The organism is Exiguobacterium alkaliphilum 12/1 (assembly GCF_000714435.1).
In the GTDB taxonomy this organism is placed as follows: domain Bacteria; phylum Bacillota; class Bacilli; order Exiguobacteriales; family Exiguobacteriaceae; genus Exiguobacterium; species Exiguobacterium alkaliphilum.
The window spans coordinates 1-20,682 of record NZ_JJMW01000013.1 but is presented as its reverse complement, the minus strand read 5'-3'; the positions used below and the strand labels follow the sequence as shown (position 1 = coordinate 20,682).

General features: G+C 54.4%; 22 protein-coding genes. 5 read left to right on the top strand and 17 right to left on the bottom strand.

Features of this window, described 5'->3' with window-relative positions; translation table 11 throughout:
* Positions 1-5: 5 nt before the first annotated feature.
* The 9 genes from RT52_RS00950 to RT52_RS00910 form a co-directional block, all read right to left on the bottom strand.
* Positions 6-776, bottom strand: coding sequence for an ABC transporter permease (locus RT52_RS00950; RefSeq protein ID WP_034807395.1), 771 nt, complete (start codon positions 774-776; stop codon positions 6-8).
* Positions 766-1,692 (bottom strand): daunorubicin resistance protein DrrA family ABC transporter ATP-binding protein, encoded by a 927-nt coding sequence (locus RT52_RS00945; RefSeq protein WP_034814483.1) that lies wholly within the window; start codon positions 1,690-1,692, stop codon positions 766-768. Before RT52_RS00945 ends, RT52_RS00950 begins: the two co-directional genes overlap by 11 nt.
* 99 nt (positions 1,693-1,791) lie before the next feature.
* A complete protein-coding gene (glpX, locus tag RT52_RS00940) occupies positions 1,792-2,760 on the bottom strand; it encodes a class II fructose-bisphosphatase (RefSeq protein WP_034807569.1) in 969 nt (322 codons plus the stop codon).
* A gap of 17 nt (positions 2,761-2,777) precedes the next feature.
* The gene (murA, locus tag RT52_RS00935; RefSeq protein ID WP_034814610.1) at positions 2,778-4,028 is read right to left on the bottom strand and encodes a UDP-N-acetylglucosamine 1-carboxyvinyltransferase; all 1,251 of its coding nucleotides are present in this window, start codon (positions 4,026-4,028) and stop codon (positions 2,778-2,780) included.
* A 27-nt stretch (positions 4,029-4,055) separates the two neighbouring features.
* A complete protein-coding gene (gene fsa, locus RT52_RS00930; RefSeq protein ID WP_034807572.1) occupies positions 4,056-4,706 on the bottom strand; it encodes a fructose-6-phosphate aldolase in 651 nt (216 codons plus the stop codon).
* Between the two features lie 73 nt (positions 4,707-4,779).
* Complete coding sequence (locus RT52_RS00925; protein WP_034814481.1) at positions 4,780-5,610, bottom strand: hypothetical protein; 831 nt, start codon at positions 5,608-5,610, stop codon at positions 4,780-4,782.
* A gap of 93 nt (positions 5,611-5,703) precedes the next feature.
* The gene (gene fba / locus RT52_RS00920) at positions 5,704-6,558 is read right to left on the bottom strand and encodes a class II fructose-1,6-bisphosphate aldolase (protein ID WP_024370875.1); all 855 of its coding nucleotides are present in this window, start codon (positions 6,556-6,558) and stop codon (positions 5,704-5,706) included.
* Positions 6,559-6,718: 160 nt separating this feature from the next.
* Positions 6,719-7,078: a response regulator gene (locus RT52_RS00915; protein ID WP_034807578.1), complete on the bottom strand. Its 360-nt coding sequence runs from the start codon at positions 7,076-7,078 to the stop codon at positions 6,719-6,721.
* 103 nt (positions 7,079-7,181) lie between these two features.
* Complete coding sequence (locus RT52_RS00910) at positions 7,182-7,529, bottom strand: DUF1093 domain-containing protein (protein WP_034814479.1); 348 nt, start codon at positions 7,527-7,529, stop codon at positions 7,182-7,184.
* Between the two features lie 109 nt (positions 7,530-7,638).
* Here RT52_RS00910 and RT52_RS00905 point away from each other — a divergent pair, with 109 nt between their 5' ends.
* Positions 7,639-8,100 carry a hypothetical protein gene (locus RT52_RS00905; protein WP_034814477.1) on the top strand — a complete coding sequence of 154 codons (462 nt, stop codon included), beginning with the start codon at positions 7,639-7,641 and terminating at the stop codon, positions 8,098-8,100.
* Between the two features lie 69 nt (positions 8,101-8,169).
* On the opposite strand, the gene RT52_RS00900 is transcribed toward RT52_RS00905, so the two are convergent.
* A complete protein-coding gene (locus tag RT52_RS00900; protein WP_034814476.1) occupies positions 8,170-9,828 on the bottom strand; it encodes a glycerol-3-phosphate dehydrogenase/oxidase in 1,659 nt (552 codons plus the stop codon).
* A gap of 262 nt (positions 9,829-10,090) precedes the next feature.
* Between RT52_RS00900 and RT52_RS00895 the strand changes: the two genes are divergently transcribed.
* The 3 genes from RT52_RS00895 (at position 10,091) to RT52_RS00885 (ending at position 12,465) form a co-directional block, all read left to right on the top strand.
* Positions 10,091-11,206 carry an NADH-dependent flavin oxidoreductase gene (locus tag RT52_RS00895; protein WP_034814475.1) on the top strand — a complete coding sequence of 372 codons (1,116 nt, stop codon included), beginning with the start codon at positions 10,091-10,093 and terminating at the stop codon, positions 11,204-11,206.
* A 262-nt stretch (positions 11,207-11,468) separates the two neighbouring features.
* Positions 11,469-11,681, top strand: coding sequence for a hypothetical protein (locus tag RT52_RS00890; RefSeq protein WP_034807587.1), 213 nt, complete (start codon positions 11,469-11,471; stop codon positions 11,679-11,681).
* 115 nt (positions 11,682-11,796) lie between these two features.
* Positions 11,797-12,465, top strand: coding sequence for a helix-turn-helix domain-containing protein (locus RT52_RS00885; protein ID WP_156028754.1), 669 nt, complete (start codon positions 11,797-11,799; stop codon positions 12,463-12,465).
* Between the two features lie 13 nt (positions 12,466-12,478).
* On the opposite strand, the gene RT52_RS00880 is transcribed toward RT52_RS00885, so the two are convergent.
* The 6 genes from RT52_RS00880 to RT52_RS16680 all read right to left on the bottom strand — a co-directional run bounded on the left by RT52_RS00880 (position 12,479) and on the right by RT52_RS16680 (position 17,734).
* Complete coding sequence (locus RT52_RS00880) at positions 12,479-13,033, bottom strand: GNAT family N-acetyltransferase (RefSeq protein ID WP_034814607.1); 555 nt, start codon at positions 13,031-13,033, stop codon at positions 12,479-12,481.
* Positions 13,034-13,075: 42 nt separating this feature from the next.
* Positions 13,076-13,906, bottom strand: coding sequence for a TVP38/TMEM64 family protein (locus tag RT52_RS00875; protein WP_034814472.1), 831 nt, complete (start codon positions 13,904-13,906; stop codon positions 13,076-13,078).
* 133 nt (positions 13,907-14,039) lie between these two features.
* Positions 14,040-15,635, bottom strand: coding sequence for a CTP synthase (locus RT52_RS00870; protein WP_034814471.1), 1,596 nt, complete (start codon positions 15,633-15,635; stop codon positions 14,040-14,042).
* Positions 15,636-15,871: 236 nt separating this feature from the next.
* Positions 15,872-16,351, bottom strand: coding sequence for a DNA-directed RNA polymerase subunit delta (rpoE, locus tag RT52_RS00865; RefSeq protein WP_034814470.1), 480 nt, complete (start codon positions 16,349-16,351; stop codon positions 15,872-15,874).
* Positions 16,352-16,441: 90 nt separating this feature from the next.
* Complete coding sequence (locus RT52_RS16685; RefSeq protein WP_245175439.1) at positions 16,442-16,957, bottom strand: hypothetical protein; 516 nt, start codon at positions 16,955-16,957, stop codon at positions 16,442-16,444.
* A 45-nt stretch (positions 16,958-17,002) separates the two neighbouring features.
* Positions 17,003-17,734 carry a hypothetical protein gene (locus RT52_RS16680; RefSeq protein ID WP_245175438.1) on the bottom strand — a complete coding sequence of 244 codons (732 nt, stop codon included), beginning with the start codon at positions 17,732-17,734 and terminating at the stop codon, positions 17,003-17,005.
* A 150-nt stretch (positions 17,735-17,884) separates the two neighbouring features.
* On the opposite strand from RT52_RS16680, the gene RT52_RS00855 reads away from it, so the two are divergent.
* Entirely contained in the window at positions 17,885-19,180 is a 1,296-nt protein-coding gene (locus RT52_RS00855; protein ID WP_034814468.1) for a protoglobin domain-containing protein, read from the top strand.
* 31 nt (positions 19,181-19,211) lie between these two features.
* On the opposite strand, the gene mgtE is transcribed toward RT52_RS00855, so the two are convergent.
* The gene (gene mgtE, locus RT52_RS00850; RefSeq protein WP_034814467.1) at positions 19,212-20,570 is read right to left on the bottom strand and encodes a magnesium transporter; all 1,359 of its coding nucleotides are present in this window, start codon (positions 20,568-20,570) and stop codon (positions 19,212-19,214) included.
* Between the last annotated feature and the right edge of the window lie 112 nt (positions 20,571-20,682).

Sequence of the window (20,682 nt, the reverse complement as noted above, 5' to 3'; positions counted from 1 at the left end):
GCTCGTCATTTTTGTTTGAGTGCGCCCCGCGCGTTCGTCGCCGCGAACACAATCATGATAACGCTCATCGTCCCCGCGACGGCGAGTCCGGCCGACAGCGCCCCCCAGTCAATCGTCGGCTGGGTCAAGACGGCGCGCATCCCTTCGAAAATGTATGTCGTCGGATTAAATGTCGCGGCCACTTTGAGCCACTCCGCTTCAATCAGTTCTTTCGGTACAAACGTCGTCGACAAGAAGATGAGCGGGAAAAAGAGTAGTGTCCCCGCCTGCGCGGCTTGCGCATTTCTTGTTTTCAAGGCGACACCGACCGAATAGCCGGCGAACCCGAGACCGAACCCGATGGCGAGCAACACCGTGAACAAGAAGCCAGGCAGACCGACCGGAATGTTCAAGCCGAGCAAGAACGCCACCGCAAAGATAAGAAGCGTCTGAACGAGCAGTTGTAACATTCCGGCGATCATCGGGCCAAGCACGATGGCCGTCCGTGTCGCCGGCGTCAAGAGGAGCCTTGCGAAATACCCGCTCTCGATATCGCGGACGAGCGCCTGACCGGTCCCACCAGCACCGCCGACAGCCCCAGAGACGATGGAGACAGGTAGAATGAAGTTCAAATAGGCGCTCCCTTCGAACTGCGGCAACGAGGCGACACTCGACAATCCGCTCGTATACACTAGTAGGAAGAAGACCGAGATAATCAAGTTCGGGATAAATGAAAATGGATTGCGAATCGTCGTCAATAAACTCCGCTTCGTGAACAACCACGTCTCAGTCCACATTCGGCACTCCTCCTTCATACGATTCCCCTGTCACCTTCAAGAACACGTCGTCGAGCGACGGTTGTTTGACGGTCAACCGTTCGGGCTGGAGCATACGTTCATCGAGCCGCCGCACGACATCCGTCAACGTGAGCGCCTCGAGCTCGAACGAGACATGTAGACCAGACGCCGTCTTCTCGAAAGCAGACGCCGCTTCTGATGCTTCGCGCTCGGTATGGAACGTCATCGCGATCGTCTCTCCGCCGACGAGCCGTTTCAACTCTTCCGCCGTCCCGGCACTGACGATTTTCCCGTGGTTGATGATGGCGATGCGGTCAGCGAGCTCATCGGCCTCTTCTAGGTACTGGGTCGTCAAAAAGATGGTCGTCCCGAACTGTTCGTTCAACCGTCTCACCTCGTTCCAAATCTCGATTCGGCTCGCCGGGTCGAGCCCGGTCGTCGGTTCGTCCAAAAATAAGACTGTCGGGCGATGAACGAGCGTGAGCGCCAAATCGAGGCGGCGCCGCATCCCGCCTGAATACGTCCCGCTGCGCCGGTCGGCCGCATCCGTCAACGAGACGACACGGAGCAACTCCTCGGCTCGCGCCTCCGCTTCTTGTTTCGTCATCTTGAAGAGACGACCTTGCAGAACGAGCAGTTCGCGACCGGTCAAGTCTTTGTCGATGCCCGTCTCTTGGAGCGCCACCCCGATGGACAGCCGCACGTCCTTCTCATGTTTGACGACGTCAAAGCCGTTCACGCGTGCCGTACCCGATGTCGGCCGGACGAGCGTCGTCAACATTTGCACCGTCGTCGATTTGCCGGCCCCGTTCGGACCGAGAAAGGCGAACACTTCCCCTTCCGCCACCGAGAACGAGACGCCGTCGACGGCCGGGACGTCATCGTACGACTTGACGAGCGATTCCACTTCAATCATGCCTTCCACCTCCTGCTTGTTTATTCCCGTTCTTTTCATATTTAACTATGTGACGACACATCAAAAAAAGCTGCAGACATTGTCTGCAGCTCGAGAGAATCAAGGTTTCATGACCATCTTCGGTTTTTTCTTCAACGAATGGATGCCTTCGACAAAACGGACCGTCCCGGACTTGGCCCGCATGACGACCGAGTGCGTCTGTCCGCCTTGTCCCGTGAATTGGACACCCCGGAGCAACTCGCCGTCCGTGACCCCGGTCGCGGCAAAGATGCAATCCTCGCCTTTGACGAGGTCATCGAGGAGCAGGATGCGTCCCGTGTCGGCGATGCCCATGTCTTGGCAACGCTTCTCTTGCGCCTCATCCTCTGGGAGCAGACGGCCTTGGAAGTCCCCCCCGAGACACTTCATGGCGACGGCGGCGATGACGCCTTCAGGTGCCCCGCCAGATCCGAGCAACAAGTCGACGCCCGTTTTCGGAAACGCCGTGTTGATGGCCGCCGCGACGTCACCGTCCGGGATGAGCTTGATTCGGGCACCCGTCGCGCGAACGCGTTGAATGATTTCCTCATGACGTTCCCGGTGTAGAATCGTGACGACGACGTCCTCGACGTTCTTGCCTTTCGCCTTGGCGACGATTTCGATATTCTCTTCAATCGTGTTGTCGAGGCTGATGAGTCCGGCCGCTTCCGGTCCGACGGCAATCTTGTCCATATACATGTCTGGCGCGTGGAGCAGATCGCCCGCGTCCGCGACGGCGAGGACGGCGAGGGCGCCCCATGTCCCCGTCGCGACGATGCTCGTCCCTTCGAGCGGGTCGACGGCGACGTCGAGGCGAGAGCCATAGCCGTTCCCGACTTTCTCCCCGATGTAGAGCATCGGTGCCTCGTCCATCTCACCTTCGCCGATGACGACAATCCCTTTCATCGGAATCGTGTCGAAGACGTCACGCATCGCGGTCGTCGCGGCGTCGTCCGCCTCCACTTTCAAGCCTTTCCCCATCCAACGGGCCGAAGCGAGCGCTGCCGCTTCCGTGACCCGGACCAATTCCATTGATAAACTACGTTCCACCCGAATTCTCCCCTTTGTTACTCGGCCTCATCTACCCAGACGAGTGCGCCGAGTCGTTTTAGTTTGCCGACAAAGTCGACGTATGAGTCGTGCAGTCGTTCCGCATGAATCAATGTCGATTCACCGCTCGCTTGAAGTCCCGACAAGACGAGGGCTGCACCGCTCCGTGCGTCGGCACATTCCATCTCGGCGTTCGCGAGCGGGTTACCGCCACGGATGACGGCAGAGGCGTCCTCGAGCGTGATTTGGGCGTTCATGCGCCGCATTTCCGCGATATGACGGAAGCGTTGGGCATAGAGCTTGTCCGTGACGATGCTCGTCCCGTCCGCTTTCAAGAGTGCGGCCGACATGACCGGTTGGAGGTCGGTCGGATAACCCGAGTAATGGAAGACGCGGATGTCGGTCGGCAGAAACGCCTTGGCCCGCACCGTGATCGCTTCTTCCCCGACTTCGACCTCAGCCCCGTAATCACGCAACTTCTGGATGACGCCTTCAAGGTGATGCGGGATGACGTTTTGTACGGTCACGTCCCCGGACACCGCCCCATAAATCATGAACGTCCCGGCTTCAAGACGGTCCGGGATGAGCGTATGCGTGCAACCGTGCAAGCGCTCGACCCCTTTGATACGAATCTCGTCCGTCCCGGCGCCGACGACATGCGCCCCCATTGATGTGAGCATCGTCGCGACGTCGACGACTTCCGGGTCGATCGCGGCGTTCTCGATGACCGTCGTCCCTTCGGCGAGGACCGCGGCGAGCATCGCACTCACCGTCGCCCCGAACGAACGAAGGTCGAGGTAAATTCGGTCGCCGACTAACTTGTCGACTGTGACATGATAGAGACCAGACTCGTTCTCGACGTGAATGCCAAGCCGTTCTAACGCTTTTAAATGTAAATCGATCGGTCGTGGACCAATCGCATATCCTCCCGGCAACCCGACGGCCCCTTTTTTGAAACGGGCCGCGAACACCCCAAGCAAATAGACAGCAGCCCGAACTTTCCGCGTTTCGGAGCCGAGGAGCGGCATCGGGAACGCGTCTTTCGCGTGGAGCGTCATCCGCTCCCCGTCCCGCTCGACGGTGACGCCGAGCTCTTGTAACAAGTTCAGCATCACTTCGACGTCCTCGATGACCGGCACGTTCTCAATCGTGACCGGCTCCTCCGTGAGGAGCGCGGCGACGAGACACGGCAGGGCGCTTTGTTTGGCACCGCTGATGTCGACGCTGCCTTCTAGTTTTTGCTGTCCAACGATATGGAGAATTTCCACGATGATCAAAACCTTTCTGCGACGAGCTTATTTGGATTGAGCGTTGTTCCAATCCGCGAGGAACTGCTCGATTCCTTTGTCAGTGAGCGGATGTTTCATCATCTGTTCGATGACTTTGTACGGTACGGTGGCGATGTCGGCACCGAGTAGCGCCGCCTTCGTCACATGGACTGGATGGCGAACCGATGCGGCGATGATTTCCGTCTCGATGCCATGGATGGCAAAGATGTCGGCAATTGTCTCGACGAGGTCAAGCCCATCTTGTCCGATATCGTCAAGGCGTCCGATGAACGGCGATACGTAGGACGCACCGGCCCGAGCCGCGAGTAGCGCTTGGTTGGCGTTGAAGATGAGCGTCACGTTCGTCTTGATACCCAGTTTCGCAAACTCATGGACCGCTTCCATCCCGTCTGGTGTCATAGGCACCTTGACTGTAATATTCGGCGCGATGGCCGCAAGTTCCTTTCCTTCTTCCACCATACCCGCTGCATCGAGTGCAATAACTTCCGCACTGACCGAGAGATCCCCGACGATCTCACAAATTTCACGAAGTCGTGTATGGAAGTCGACGCCTTCTTTCGCGACGAGCGATGGATTGGTCGTCACGCCCCCGATGACGCCCATCCGATGGGCTTTCTTGATGTCTTCCACATTTGCCGTGTCAATGAAAAACTGCATGTGTATTCCTCCTCGAAATGTGATCGCTTACACTCCTTATTATGAGGAAACCGACTCCGAATTGCCACACCATTTACGTGAATGCCGCGATTCCAATCATCGACGCCGCGAGCAACACGATGCCGAGGACGGTCCCAATCGCTGTCCACTTCATAATTTTTGCCTGCTTCACGTAATGCGCCTCGTGCGGGCCTTCACGTTGCCGTTCTATCCCATACGCCTCAATCCAAGCCGTCGCGGCCGTCGACTCGTCCGCCGGAATGTCCCCCGTGTAGAAGAACGGAATCAATTCATCCGGTTGTTGAAACAACAGAAAACGCTCTTCTCGTGTCGCGATGTTCGCCCCAATCCAATAAAGCCACTTCGGCGTGTAATAGAGCGGTGTGCCCTGCTCATGGAAATAAGCAATCCATCGTTCGAATTGATCGAGGTCACGTGGGTCGAACAAGATTTCGACGGATTCGTCCGCCGTCATGATGGCGAGCATCGGACAAAAGTCAATCGTCGGCCGCCCGATTGGTACGGTCGGGGACGGTTGCGTCTTTCGGACGATGGCTGGAAAGAAGACGACCTGCTCAATCGCTTCGAGCCGCACCGACTGTTCGACTGACTCCCCTGGCTCGACGCGCCACGTCACCCCGTTCAAATGGGTCGCCGTCATTTCATAGCGCGAGCGATGTCGTTCCTTCCAAAACAGTTGCCGGAACATATTGACGAACCAATATACTCCGAATCCCCCTAGTGCGACGATGGACAAGAGCGGAATCATGTAGGGTGCCGGGTTCAACCAAATAAAGATGAGCGGTGCAATCGTGATCATGCAGGCGAGGCCGGTGAGCATGAAGGCCGCCAACACATAAAAGATTCGCCAAAACAGTTCGGTCTGCGGTTCTGTATATTTCATCAAATCCCTCCTTGGTTGTTTTACGAACAAAAAGGAGAGAAGTTTCAACAAAAAAGTCGACCCTCCGAGGAGGGTCGACTTGTATAGACAGGATTACGCTTGGTTGCTTGAACCGAACTCACGCATCTTGCCAGTAACGACGTTGTAGATCGCTTCGATACCAGGTCCGATGATTTTACGTGGGTCATATACTTTCGAGTCAGCAGCGACTTTCTCACGTACCGCACGAGTCCACTCTTGTTGGCACTCTGTGTTGACGTTGATTTTGCTGTGGCCGAGCTCGATTGCTTTTTTGATTTGGTGCTCAGGAATCCCTGATCCGCCGTGGAGAACGAGTGGAGTTTTCGTCGCTTCTGCGATTTCTTCCATCTCTTTGAAGCCGAGTTTTGGCTCGCCTTGGTATTCGCCGTGTACTGAACCGAGTGCTGCTGCAAGTGCATCAACTTTCGCTTCTGTTACGACACGAACACACTCGTCGAGGTCAGCGTATTGTACGCCACCGACAACGCCGTCTTCTTCGCCGCCGACTGTGCCGACTTCCGCTTCAACTGAAGCGCCTTTAGCGTGTGCATATTCAACGACTTGTTTCGTCATTTCGATGTTCTCTTCGATCGGATGGTGTGAACCGTCGATCATGACTGATGTGAAACCAGCGTCGATCGCTGCTTTACACTTATCGAAAGAAGAACCGTGGTCGAGGTGGATTGCAACTGGAACAGTGATGTTGTAGTCGTGCATGAGACCTTCAACCATCTTGACAACTGTTGTGAAGCCACCCATGTACTTCGCCGCACCTTCAGATACACCGAGGATAACTGGTGATTTCTCGTCTTCCGCAGCGCGAAGAATCGCTTGCGTCCACTCGAGGTTGTTGATGTTGAATTGGCCTACTGCATACTTGCCTTCGAATGCTTTGTTAAGCATTTCTGTCATTGATACTAATGGCATAATGACATCCTCCTGTCTGTTCGCTATTGTGCACTTTGGGAAAAATGCCCCCGTGCAATTCGTTCCCATTATAACACACCGATAAACGTGTGCCTATGCTATTCGGGCATAGAAATGGCTCTGCGCAAGCGTTTACATATGTCATCTTCGTGACGAAACGTTAGATTTTCAAGACATCCTTCACTTTCTCGATCATGCCATAAATGTCGAACGGCTTCTCAAATTGCGCTGTGATGCCAAGGCGTTGCACTTCTTCAAGCGTCGTCTTCTCCCCGAACGCGGTCATGATCATTACCGGTGTGTCGATGTCTTGGTCGCGCATGTTCCGGAGCACTTCGTGACCGAACATACGCGGCATGTTCATATCGAGCAATACTAAGTCATATCCGTTCTGTTCAAGCTTTTCCCAGGCCGATCGCCCGTCGTTCGCCGTATCGACCTCAATCCCGAGGTTTTGAAACACTTGGGCGAGCATCAAGCGAATCCCGTCCTGATCGTCTGCGATTAACATGCGTGACATCCGTTACCCTTCTTTCCGTTACGTGTGATTGACACTCCATCCATAACCATACCAAATCCGATTTCGTTTGGCGACGCGGCAATTTGCAAAAGAAGGAAACAGCTTAAGGTGCTGCTGCTTCAGCCGGCTCCAACTCAATCTCGATCGGTACGTCTCGTTCCTCGATCCGTTCGAGCGCTGTGACGTCCGTCTCGTCTTTCACATACAGCTTCAGCACATCACCTGGTGCAAGCCGCTCGTCCGAATTGAACGTGAACGACCGCTTTTTATTCCCATCCCCGTACCCGATCGCCGTATACACGTAATCCGTCCCTTCCCGCGTGACGGTGTCGGCATTCGGCACGCGGACATAATACTTGTCCGCAAACAACCGATTCGAATCGACGACTACCCAACCGAGGATTGCTGTAAGTGCGAGGAGGACGAATAAGAACCGCGTCCGTTTCATCATCATCCCTCTCTTCTCTAATCATTATCTTTCCATACCATAATCCCGACATTCCTAAACACGATGTGCCTTGCTATACTGAAGCTACTTGATAGGACGGGAGATTCGATGGATGAAACATTTGCTTGGATTTTTACTGTTTTTACTCGTGATGGCCGGTGGGGTCGCCGCGATCGTCTCCGTCTTCGGTGATGAGGCACGCGTCATCGCCCTTGAGCAGGAAGCCTATGCAGAAGACGAGGACGTGCCGCTCGCTACATCAATCGATGCAGATCTCAGCGACATCCCTGAGACGTTTGCCCTGTTGTCGGATGTGTTCGATGAGCCGATTTCAAGAAAGAGCGTGAAACAGATTCATACGCGCGTAGCCGACCCGTCATTGGATGAAGGCATCGTTTATCAAATCGCCGAGCTTGACGTCTCGTTCGAAGGACGGATGACGACAATCAACGTCGAGGCCGAGGTGTATCGTGAAGACGGCACGTACGTGCTCTTTTACTTCACAGGGGATGAAGACGTTGTCCTCGCGCTCGATGAACGGATTATGGCGTACTATGACGAGCTCGGCATATAAAAAGACGAACTAAATCGCTGTTCGCCATTTGGTTCGCCCGTTCATTCACTTCGCTGCGGCGAAGTTTTTTTATGATTCGACGGTCACTGGGACGACCGCGAGCTCGATCTCTTTCTCGACTTCGGCCCGTTCTTCCTCGAGACGTGCATCCGACCATTTAAAGACGTCGGCCATCGCGCGCAAGACGCCGTCTTTATGCTGTTGAACGAAATCGATATCGAAGAACATCGCACCTGTACGACGGACGAGGAAGTCGATTGCCCGAACGACAGCCTCTTCTTCGATGCCGTACAGGAGCTGCGCGTAAACGATTTCCGGGAGATTGTACGCGTTCGAGTCCATCCGTTCCGTCACGCGGTCAATGTTTGACCCATAGAGCCGGACGAGTTGCTCGGCCTTGTCGTCTTCGAGACCGAGATTTTTGAGTTCCGCCTTCTTCTTCGTCAAGAAGTCTTCAAACCCTTTCGAGCCCCCGACGTGGCCGCCCGACATCGGCATGTGCTTCGTGCGCGAGGCGAGGAAGACGATGCCTTCTTCTTGTTTGATCAGTTTCGCCACCAAATCGACGACGGTCTCCGACATCTTGCGGTAACCGGTCAACTTCCCGCCGGCAATCGTGATGAGTCCGCTCTCGGATTGCCACACTTCATCTTTCCGCGAAATCTCAGACGGGTCTTTGCCTTCCTCATAGATGAGCGGGCGAATGCCGGCCCAGCTCGATTCGACGTCGTCCGCCGTCACGTTCACTTCTGGGAACATGTAGTGAATCGCCTCTAAAATATAGTCACGGTCTTCGGTCGTCATGCGCGGGTGCGCTTTGTCTTTATCGAAGAACGTGTCCGTCGTGCCGACGTACGCCTTGCCGTCACGCGGAATCGCGAACACCATCCGGCCGTCCGGCGTATCGAAGTAAATCGCTTGTTTGAGCGGGAACTTCGATTGGTCGATGACGAGGTGAATCCCTTTCGTCAGGCGAAGCATCTTGCCTTTGTTCGACCCGTCCTGTTCACGAAGTACGTCGACCCACGGACCGGTCGCGTTGATGACTTTCTTCGCGTACACTTCATACGTCTTGCCATCGATTTGGTCCTCGACGTTCACGCCGACGACTTTGCCGTTCTCATAGATGAGACCCGTCACTTTTGAGTAATTCATGAGAAGCGCCCCGTGATTCGCCGCTTCTTTCGCGACTTCGATTGTCATGCGCGCGTCGTCCGTCCGATACTCGACGTAATAGCCACCGCCGACAAGTCCGTCTTTTTTCACGAGCGGCGCTTTTTGAATGACTTCGTCCGGTTTCAGCATCAAACGGCGCTCGGCACGCTTGACACCCGCTAACAAGTCATACACCATCAAACCGACCGCGGTCGAGAGCGGACCGAACGTCCCGCCTTTATGCATCGGCAACAGCATGCGTTCCGGCGTCGTCACATGTGGCCCGTTCTCATATACGATGGCGCGCTCTTTGCCGACCTCGGCCACGAGCGCGACCTCGAACTGTTTCAAATAACGCAAACCCCCGTGGACGAGCTTCGTCGAGCGGCTCGACGTACCAGCCGCAAAGTCTTGCATCTCGAGGACGGCCGTCTTCATCCCCCGTGAAGCGGCGTCAAGGGCGATCCCTGCGCCTGTGATGCCTCCACCGACGACGAGGACGTCGTGCCGTTCACCCGTCAATTGTTCGTACCGTGCCGCGCGTTCTTTCGCTGAGAAGTTTCTGATTTCCATCTTATTCCCTCCTATAATGAATCCGGTTCAAGGTATACAAAAAGAGACCACAACAAAACAAGGCTTCGCCCCCCATGTCGTGGTCTCTCTGTAGTCTCCAACCGGTTATCAACTTTTCTCCTGTATTATACCCTATTCTCACACGTTGAACCATCGAACCGCTCACGGAACGTGCGACGTGCAACTCCAGATGCGTCTCGCTCGCAATTTTGAAATCAGTTAACTAGACTTCAAAGTATCACGACGAAGGAGGAAATAAGAGATGCAACGCATGATTCAACCTTTCCAATTTAAAAACGGTGTCGAGGTCCATAACCGACTCGTCCTAGCACCGATGACCCATTATTCGTCACAACCGACCGGAGAAGTATCCGAACACGAACTCGCTTATTACCGGAAACGTGCGAAGAACGTCGGGCTCGCGATCACGGCCTGTGCTTACGTGACCGAGGACGGCAAAGGCTTCCCGAACGCGTTCGGCGTCAATGACGACAAGTTCATCCCAGGTCTGCGTCAACTCGCTGAGAGCTTGCAGGCGGAAGGCGCCAAAGCGATTCTGCAAATCTTCCACGCCGGCCGCATGTCACCGCCAAACCTCGTCCCGAACGAGCAACCTGTGAGCGCGAGTGCGGTCGCACCGGTGCGCGAAGGTGCCGTCACGCCACGCGCCCTCGAGACCGAAGAAGTCGAAGCAATCATCCAAGCGTTCGGTGACGCGACACGCCGTGCCATCGAGGCCGGATTCGACGGCGTCGAGATTCACGGTGCGAACACGTATTTGATTCAACAGTTCTTCTCGCCCCATTCGAACCGACGCGACGACCGCTTCGGTGGCGATGTCGAGGGCCGGCTCACGTTCCCGCGTGAAGTCATCCGTGCCGTCAAAGACGCAGCGAAAGAGACGGACGATTTCCTCGTCGGCTACCGCTTCTCGCCAGAAGAAGTCGAAGAGCCAGGTATCACGCTCGACGATACGGACGTGTTGATTGACATGTTGCTCGAGGAAGGACTCGATTACATCCATGCCTCGCTCTGGAACTTCAACACCGCCTCGATGCGCGACGAGAACGTGACGGAGCGAGCGATTGACCGTATCGCGAAGCGCATCAACGGTGCCGTCCCACTCATCGGAGTCGGACAGTTGCAACGTCCGGGTCAAGTCGAGGACGCACTCGACGTCATCGACCTCGCCGCGCTCGGCCGTGAGCTCATCATCGACCCGGATTGGCTCGAGAAAGTGAAAGACGACCGGGAAGACGAGATCGAGACCGAACTCGACTTGAACAAGCAAGCCGAACTCGCCGTACCGGCTCCGCTCTGGAACGCCATCACGACACGTGCCGGCTGGTTCCCAATTAAAGACCAGGCGGTCAAGTAATCCTTGATCCGCAGACGTCATGTCTGCGGATTTTTTGATTCGTCTTCTTACGTGAACCTGTGTGTAAAAAAATGAATCCGGACACAATTTCGTCACATTTTTCTTCGTTTTCACCACTCGTTTCGTAGCGACCAAACTTCCCAAGATATGCTCCCCTTCGTAAGCTAAGGACAGGAGTCGTTTTCCTCCATGAGACTTCGGGTCAAGCCTCGCTTGCACCTCAACTGTCTGTTTGACCGTCTTTTGAAAGGGGCATATAAGTATGACGAAAAAGCCAATTGATCTCGATGCGTACAACAAACAGCTCAATCAGCACCAACAGCGCACGAAAGAAGTCGCTGAGACGTATCGACAAAAGAGCAAAGAACTTGAACACCACCTCGAATCATCCGCCCGTTCCCGTGAAGAAGCTTTAGCGCGCGAAATCGCCGAGTTGAAACAAGCAACGAAACGGAACGTCCCTCGCACGAAATAAAACGGTTCCCGATCGTACGACGAAAGAAGTGAATCATCCGTTGGAAAATAAAATCAAACGTCAATTTCTACATCACCTTCATCGAGACAAAAACTTGTTCGATGATTTTTCTCATGTGGATAATTTTTACTCGCTCGACCAACAAATCGTGAGCGCACTGCGAAACGCGCACCCGATTCGGGCCGAACAACTGCTCGAGACGTTGACGCTCGACTTGTTGACGTTGCCGTCAGATGATGAGTATATGAGTGTCCGCTTCTATTATCGTGGCCTCGTCTACCACATCATCCGTCTCATCCCGATCGACAACCCGAACGTGCAGACCGCGCTCACTTATACGAGCGCCTTGCTGACATTAATCGATGAATTGGAGACGACGCTCGACTTTTTGTACGCCATTCCGGTCATCGTCGAGTATTTAGCAAAAGTGACCGCGTTCTTGTCCCCACCCGTGTCGACGAACCCGAACGTCTCGACGACACTGCGCTTGATCGAAGAACATTTACGCGACGCGTCGCTGTCGCTCCCTTGGATCGCCGACCAGGTCGGTCTGTCGAACAACTATTTGTCCGCCCTCTTCAAGCAAGAAGTCGGCGAGAGCATACCGGAACGGATTCGCCGACGCCGTATCGACGCATCCATCGCCGACTTGCTCGGGACGAACGTACCGATTTGTACAATAGGTGAAAAGTTTTGCTTCGCGTCCTGCACCGCCTATATCAACACGTTCAAATCGTATAAGCGGATGACGCCGCTCCAATATCGCCAACTGTTCCACCTATAAAAAGCGCAACGCCTCAAATTGAGACGTTGCGCTTTTGCCGTTGTTCCCATTCTTCACGAAGCATGCCCATGCGAATCGAATCATACCGCACCCCGTCGACGACGCGCACTCGACGAATCCGTCCTTCGAGCTGCATCCCGACCTTTTCCGCGACGCGCATCATCCGCTCGTTACCGGACCATGTCGTCAACCCGACTCGGACCGTCGAACGGGTCGTGAACAAATGATTCACCCACAGCGTAAGCGCCCGGGTGCCGAGACCATGATTCCAGCGGTCGGCTTGATGCAGGATGATTCCGACTTCGAGCCATTCTTCTCCTGCGTCCTCATAATAGGAAGAAACGGTTCCATACACCGTCCCTTCGGCTTCGATGACCCACATGTCTTCGCGACCGACGTGGCCGTCCGCTTCTTGGCGGTACGTCTCGTACGGAATGGCCCAGTGTTCAAAATACGGGGCATCCCACCGCTTCCACTCCGGCGTCTCATCTTTGTAAATCAATTCCCAAATGCGATCTAAGTCGCGTGCCTCAATCGGCCGAATCTGTAACGTCTTGTCGTTCACGATGCTCTCTCCCTTTTGATCTGTGCTGTCCACTCTTTCAAGACGTCAGTTCGAATCTCCTTTTTTCCGTCGTCGCCAAATGAAAGCGAGTAAGACGAGAGTGAGACTTGCCGTGACCGAGACGATGGCGAACGGGCTCGCACCCGTGATGAATAACTCGCCGAGCGTGACCGAGTAGGCAAGGCCGAACGACGTCACGAGTTTCGCGGATGCCGCGATGAGGACAAAGCGACCGAACGGCACGCGACTGAAACCGGCCGCAAGACAGATCACCTCGTCCGGCAAGATTGGGATGATGAACAAGACGAGCAAGACCCCAAGCCCATACTTGTCGACGTACCGGTCGTACGTCGCCAGCTTATCCGCATCCAAAAGTCGCATGACCCGCTCCCGGCCGAAACGGGCAAGCCCGTACATGACGAGGATGCCGAGCGTCGTCGCGACGCTTCCGATGAGTGCGGCACGGAGCGGCCCGAGGGCGACGCTTCCAATCGGCACACTGACCGCCTCCGGGACCGGAAGGGCGATCGGTTGCAAGAAGCTGAAGGCGGCGAACACGAGCGCGGCCTGATCGTCATAGCGTTCGAGCAATCGGTCGAGCCCATACGTGTCATACAAGACGAGTCCGAACGAGACATAGTAGATGAAAACGAACAACAAGAACAGGCTGAACGTCACTTTCAACATCTGCTTCAAGTACGTACTCGACCCTTCACGAATCGTCCGTAACAGCCCGATCGTGAGCGTGAGTAGGACGAGCCCGCTCCAGCCGAGCTGATACGGCAATAAGAGGGTCGGTAAGACGACAAACGGTAATAGGCCGAGCAAAAGCAATGATACCCCGTACCCTCCATAAATCATCCACCGTTCCCGCATATCGCATCGCCCTCTCCAAGTTCTACTGTTAGTTTACCCGGATTTCGGAGAACATGTATCCATCTGAAGCAGTCACACGCCTCATCCTTTCGTCCGATAGAAAAAGCCGCAGTCGACGACTGCGGCTCGTGGATTATTCGCCAAGCGAGGCTTGGATGAAGTCGTGGAACAAGCGCTGTGGGCGCTCTGGACGCGAGATGAGTTCTGGGTGGAACTGCGACGCAACGAACCACTTGTGTTCTGGAATCTCGATAATCTCGACGAGACGACCGTCCGGGCTCGTTCCTGAGAACTTGAACCCTTCCGCCTCGAACGCTTCACGGTACTCGTTGTTGAACTCGTAACGGTGACGGTGGCGCTCGTAGACGAGCTCTTGGTTGTAAGCGGCGTGCGCTTTCGTCCCTTTTTCGAGTTTACATGGGTAGAGGCCGAGGCGAAGCGTACCGCCGAGATCCTCGATGTCTTTTTGTTCCGGAAGCAAATCGATAATCGGATAGTTCGTCGATGGATCGATTTCTGCCGAATGGGCGCCCTCAAGTTTTAAGACGTTACGGGCGAATTCGACCGTCGCGAGTTGCATCCCGAGGCAGATCCCGAAGAACGGCACGTTGTTCTCACGAGCGAAACGCGTCGCTTCGATTTTCCCTTCGATGCCGCGTTCCCCGAACCCGCCTGGGACGAGGATTCCGTCCGCGTCGCCGAGAAGCGTCGCGACGTTCTCTGATGTCACGTCTTCTGCATTGACCCAGTCGATGTCGATATCGGCGTTGAAGGCGTAACCGGCGTGTTTGAGCGATTCCGCGACCGAGATGTACGCGTCACGAAGTTCAACGTATTTCCCGACGAGGGCGATTTTCACTTTCTTCTCGAGGTGCGTGACCGTATGGACAAGCTCTTTCCAAGCCGTCATATCCGCAGCTGGCGTGTTGAAGCCGAAGTAGTCGTTGACGAGTTGGTCCATCCCTTGTTTTTGAAGGTTGAGCGGTACTTCATAAAGGGTTGATGCGTCTTGTGCTTCGATGACCGCTTCTTTGCGCGTGTCACAGAACAAGGCGATCTTTTCACGCATATCTTCCGGGATGTCGTGCTCGGTACGGAGGACGATGATATCCGGTTGAATCCCGTAACTGCGAAGCTCTTTGACGCTATGTTGTGTCGGCTTCGTCTTCATCTCACCGGCAGCGCGAAGGTAAGGGACGAGCGTACAGTGAACGTACATGACGTTCTCTTTGCCGATGTCGTTCTTCACTTGACGAATGGCCTCAATGAACGGAAGCGACTCGATGTCCCCGACTGTTCCACCAATCTCTGTGATGACGACATCTGCGTTCGTCTCGCGACCGGCACGGAAGACGCGGTCTTTGATCTCGTTCGTGATGTGCGGGATGACTTGAACTGTTCCACCGTTGTAATCCCCACGGCGCTCTTTTTTGAGGACCGTCGAGTAAATGCGGCCCGACGTCACGTTCGCGTTTTGCGACAAGTTGATGTCGATGAAGCGCTCATAGTGGCCGAGGTCAAGGTCCGTCTCGGCGCCGTCGTCTGTGACGAACACTTCCCCGTGTTGATACGGGCTCATCGTGCCCGGGTCGATGTTGATGTACGGGTCAAACTTTTGAATCGTCACGTTCAATCCTCGGTTTTTGAGTAGACGTGCGAGTGAAGCGGCTGTGATTCCTTTACCGAGTGAGGATACGACCCCACCTGTTACGAAAATATACTTTGTCATCATCATTTCTCCTCTCATGAATGCCCACTACGGGAAACAAAAAACAAAAAAAGCAAAAGTGCCCCCACTGAAATGGAGGACACTTTTGCTGCATCGGCATGTGCTAAACGAGCCCATGACTAATTTACGTCAGAGACGATGCAGTCGTCAAGTCATTATTTTTTCTTTTTCGAAAGCCGCAAAAAAGAAAAAGAGACACGCCTAGCCGGGACAAATGCCCGGCTTTTTGCGGTCTCTTATAAATCATCTTCGTTTTCGACATCGAGGTCGTCGTCCAAGTCCTCGTCCTCGAAATCATCGAGGTCTGGAACTTTTTCGGCGTCATCGTCTGTCTCAAACTCAGATGCGTCAAAATCTTCACCTTTTGCAAAGACGTCGAGGTCGTCTTCGATGTCGACGATGCCTTCGTCCGTCTCATCGAGATCTTCTTCGAACTCGTCAAGCTCACCGCGTTGACGTGCTTCGATGACGAGATCCTCGTCCGACTTATCGAACGGATACCAAACACGAAGCGCCCAACGGTTCGCTCCCAAGTTGACGAATAGTCCGTCGATGTTCATGTCCGTGTAGAGTTGCGCGATTTTCTCGAGCTCTTCCTCTTCACTTGCGAACGTATAGTTTTGTCTGATCTGCTCACGGATTTCATCAAAGGATACTGGTTGCTCGCCAGTCTCTTGAAGAATCTCGTAAACGAAATCGATCAACGATTTATTCATTAAAGGACACTCCTTTTCCGTCACTTGTTAAACATCACTCCTCATTATAAACAAAAGCGATATGAAAAAGCTAGAGAAAATTGTTTCGACTTACTTCCGGACGATTTGACGCCAATAGACGGTGATGACGGCGACGTTCACCGCCCACGTCACGGCGAGCACGCCGACCATCCAGCTCTTCGGGATGGCGAAGGACAGGTCGGTGTTGACGGTTTGGCCGACTGTCAGCCCGTATGCGAGGATGCCGAGCATGAGCGAGACTTGGGCGACGACCATCCCAAGCTTCTTCCACAGTTGCATGACGAGCGCCGCGAACTCTTTATTCTCTCCGTAGGCCGTATACAAGTGCACGTGTCCGAGGCTCGAATACATCGTCTGAATATAGCCGTTCACGAACAAGACCGGGATCAAGGCGATCGGATGCCAAAAGCCGAGGAAGAACGCGGCCGATGAGACGAGTAGAAACGAATACGGACGTTTGACACCTGGTACGACCTGACCGAATAAAATCCAGCCGATGACCCCAAATAAAAACGGAACAAAGACATAAAAGAGCAATACGTTGAAGGAATAGAGGGCGAGGCTCGTGAAGACGGCCCCAATCAACGTCCACCCTCCGAACAGTCCGACGGCATACGCCAAGAACTGGACTTAGCGCGTCGATTTCGTCGTCACATAATTCCGTGTCTTCCGCTGAAGCAGGAGCCAGACCATATAGCTGACGAGGAGTAGCGTCAAGAAGAAAATCTCGAGATACCCACGCGTCCCTTCTAGTAGACTGACGAGTCGGCTGAGGAGTGTGAAAACGGTGACGACGAGAAACGCCCGAAGGAACAGCGTCGTCGAGAACGTCCATGTCGCTTCACGCGTAAGTGGGAGCTTTCGAACGAACAACCACGGCAAACTCAGGCTGATTATAAAGAACAAGACTGCGAGATCATTTGAGCGCGTGAGCGCGTACGAGAATAACACAACCCACGCGACGAGCAAGATGACGAGTGGAAGCGAACTCCCCCCTTCCTTCTGTGGAGACAACTCCTTCAGCTGAGACAGGATCGTCGTCATCATCGTGCCGACACCGATCGATCCGACACCGATGAAAAACGCACTCACTTCGACACCCCAAGCGAACGGCAAATACCAACAGCCGAGCCCGATGACCAAGACGAAGAGGGCCAGCAAAAATGTTCGCTTTGAGCCGATTCGACCAACAACATAAATCCAGACGAGAAGCCCCGACATGCTGGCGACGTAAAAGATCATGAACGGAATCACCCGACTCGCCCCTTCGCCTTGCGCCATGACCGCGAGAAATAAAATTTGAGGCAAGATTTGGCTACTTAGGGCACTGACGATTGTCAACAACACGAATATATTTTTCACATCTCGGCCTCCTTCGCTATCCAGTGCATCGACTTCTACATGATTCATTCCCGGATTTTCCGCTAGCACATCGAATTCTCACTTATTTCACTATTTAGCCGATATAGAAGAGAACATACTTTAAGCTTCATGAGAAAAAGGAGAAACAATATGGCACTCTTCCGTAAATCATCACCCGTTGCGTTTACCGCTTCAATCGGTTTTCCCGATGCGACGACGATCGCCAAACCGAGCGATCCGACCCTTAACGGCCGGGCTCACTACATGGGCTACACGTCGCGACAAGTCGAACAGCTACAAGCGATGGCGCCACTCGTCGAATCTGTATTAGACGATGTGTTAGAGAGCGTGCTCGACCATTTGATGCAACAACCTGACATGGCCCAGCTCGCTAGCGCCGCTTCAACACGGGAGCGACTGAAAAACGTATTCGCTGACTACTTCCGAAGCCTATTGACCGGACGAATCGATGACAAGTTCCTCGCCATGCGGAAACGCATGGGGCAGACGCATCATCATTATGCGGTGCCGGTCACGTGGTTCCTCGCGACATATGCCGCATTCAATACGCTCCTCGTCCCAAAAATCGTCGAACATTATCAACACGACCCGGCCACGATGGCCGAGGCGCTCCTTGCCTTGTCCCATGCGATGAACTTGGACGCTCAAATCGTGACCGAGCAGTACGTCGACGCGCGGCTTGATGAAATCGAGGCGGCGAGCGACGCACGCGACGCCTTGTTGCGCGACATCGGCCATGTCAGTTCAGAAGTCGCGACAACGATGGAACGGACCGGGAGCGCCATGGCGGAAACAAGCGATCGGGCCCATCAAGTGTTACGGGAAACCGAACAGACGGAACAGATGAGCCGACACTTGATGACGCTCACGGAAACGAACGAGCAGCAAATCGAACAGATGGAATCCGAGTTCACGCGCTCGGCCACGTACGTCGATACATCGCTCGAACGCATCACGTCACTGAAGCACGGGTCCGAGGAAATCGTCAACATGACTCGAAGCATCGAGCAAATCGCCAACCAGACGAACTTGCTCGCCTTGAACGCATCCATCGAAGCGGCCCGCGCCGGAGAACACGGGAAAGGCTTCGCCGTCGTCGCGACCGAGGTCCGCACACTCGCCGAGAACGCCAAGCAGCTGAGCAGTCAAATTAACGTCCTCATCCATGAGAACGAGACGAACATCGCCGCGCTACTTGAACAGATGGGGCAGATGCATCGCACGAACGATGAAGCGATGCGTCAACTCGGGGCGGTCAAGGAAGGCTTCATGACGGTGAAAGATGAGATGGGCAACTACACCCTCTCGTTCGAACGAAACAAAGAAGATTTGAGTCAAATGGTTGAAACGATTTCAGCCATCAACGAGACGACACAAGGGTTGTCTCATCTTACGTCATCGCTTTTGACGAAAGCCGAGCAATAAACGAAACACCCGGCCCATTGTCCGGGTGTTTTCACATGAGTCGCGTCAAGAAGGCGGTCGCCACCCCGAAATAGATGAGGAGCGACAAGATGTCATTGATTGTCGTGATGAGTGGACCGGATGCGACGGCCGGGTCGACGTTCAACTTGTACAGGATGAGCGGAATGATCGTGCCGGCGAGCGTCCCGATGATAAGCGTCGCGAGGAGCGAGCTGCCGACGACGAAACCGAGCGTCCAGCTCCCTTGCCAGACGAACGCGATGACGGCGATTAAAATGGCACACGTGACACCGATGATGACACCGACCCACAACTCACGGAAGATGAGCGCGACGACTTGGCGGAACGTCAAATCACGCGTCGCGAGACCCCTTACGACGACGGCGAGCGATTGCGTCCCCGTGTTCCCCGTCATACCGGCAATCATCGGCATGAAGAACGCGAGCGCGACGACTTGTTCGAGCGTGCCGGAGAACCCGTCGATGATGCTGCCTGAAATCAAACCGATGAATAAGAGCAAGATGAGCCACGGCAAGCGGCGATAGGCAGCGACGAGCGGTTTCGTGTCGAAGTCAATCGCCTTACCGGAAGCCGACAGCTTCTCGATGTCCTCGTTCGCTTCTTGGATGACGATATCGAGCACGTCATCGACCGTGATGATGCCGACGAGCCGGTCACCGTCCTCGACGACTGGAATCGAGATGAAGTCGTACCGGTTGATCAGTTTGGCGACTTCTTCTTGGTCGGTCATGACATCGACTTTGACGACACGTTTGTACATGACGTCGGCGACGGCGTCATCGATGTCGGCTAAAATCAAATCCTTGTACGAGATAACGCCGACGAGCCGTTTATCGGCATCGACGACGTATAAATAGTTCAAATACTCGGCGAGGGCCGCGAAGTCTTTCAACTTGTCGACGGCTTGCCGAATCGAGTAGTGCTCCGGAATCCAGACGAACCGGTTGTTCATGAGACGTCCCGCCGTCTCTTCCGGGTACGTCATCATGTTTTGGACGACGCTCGACTCTTCCTGTCTCATTTCCGACAACAGTTCCTCGACACGTTCCGGGTCGAGTTCGGACATGAACGACGTGACTTCATCGTTCTCCATCAAATCGAGCACTTCGGACGTCCGCTCGAACCCGAGCCGGTGCAACACCTGAAGCCGCGTCGTCTGGTCGAGCTCTTGAATCATGTCGGTCATCTGTTCGAGCGTCAAGTAAAGCAAGAACTTATTTTGATGCTTACCCGGCAACAGCTTGTACTGTTGGGCGACGTCATACGGCTGGAGCTCGTCCACGATTTCCTGAAACTCGGTGCGTCTTCCGTCTTTCAACGCTTGGATGATGGCCAAGGCGATCTCGTTGTCCGTCATCATTTCAACCATACGCTCACTTCCTCTGCTAAATGTATCTCCTTTCTTATTCCGATATTTCGCCTCATCGAAACTAAAAAGACCCGCTCCAGCATGATATGCTCCCCAATAGGTAGACAGATGA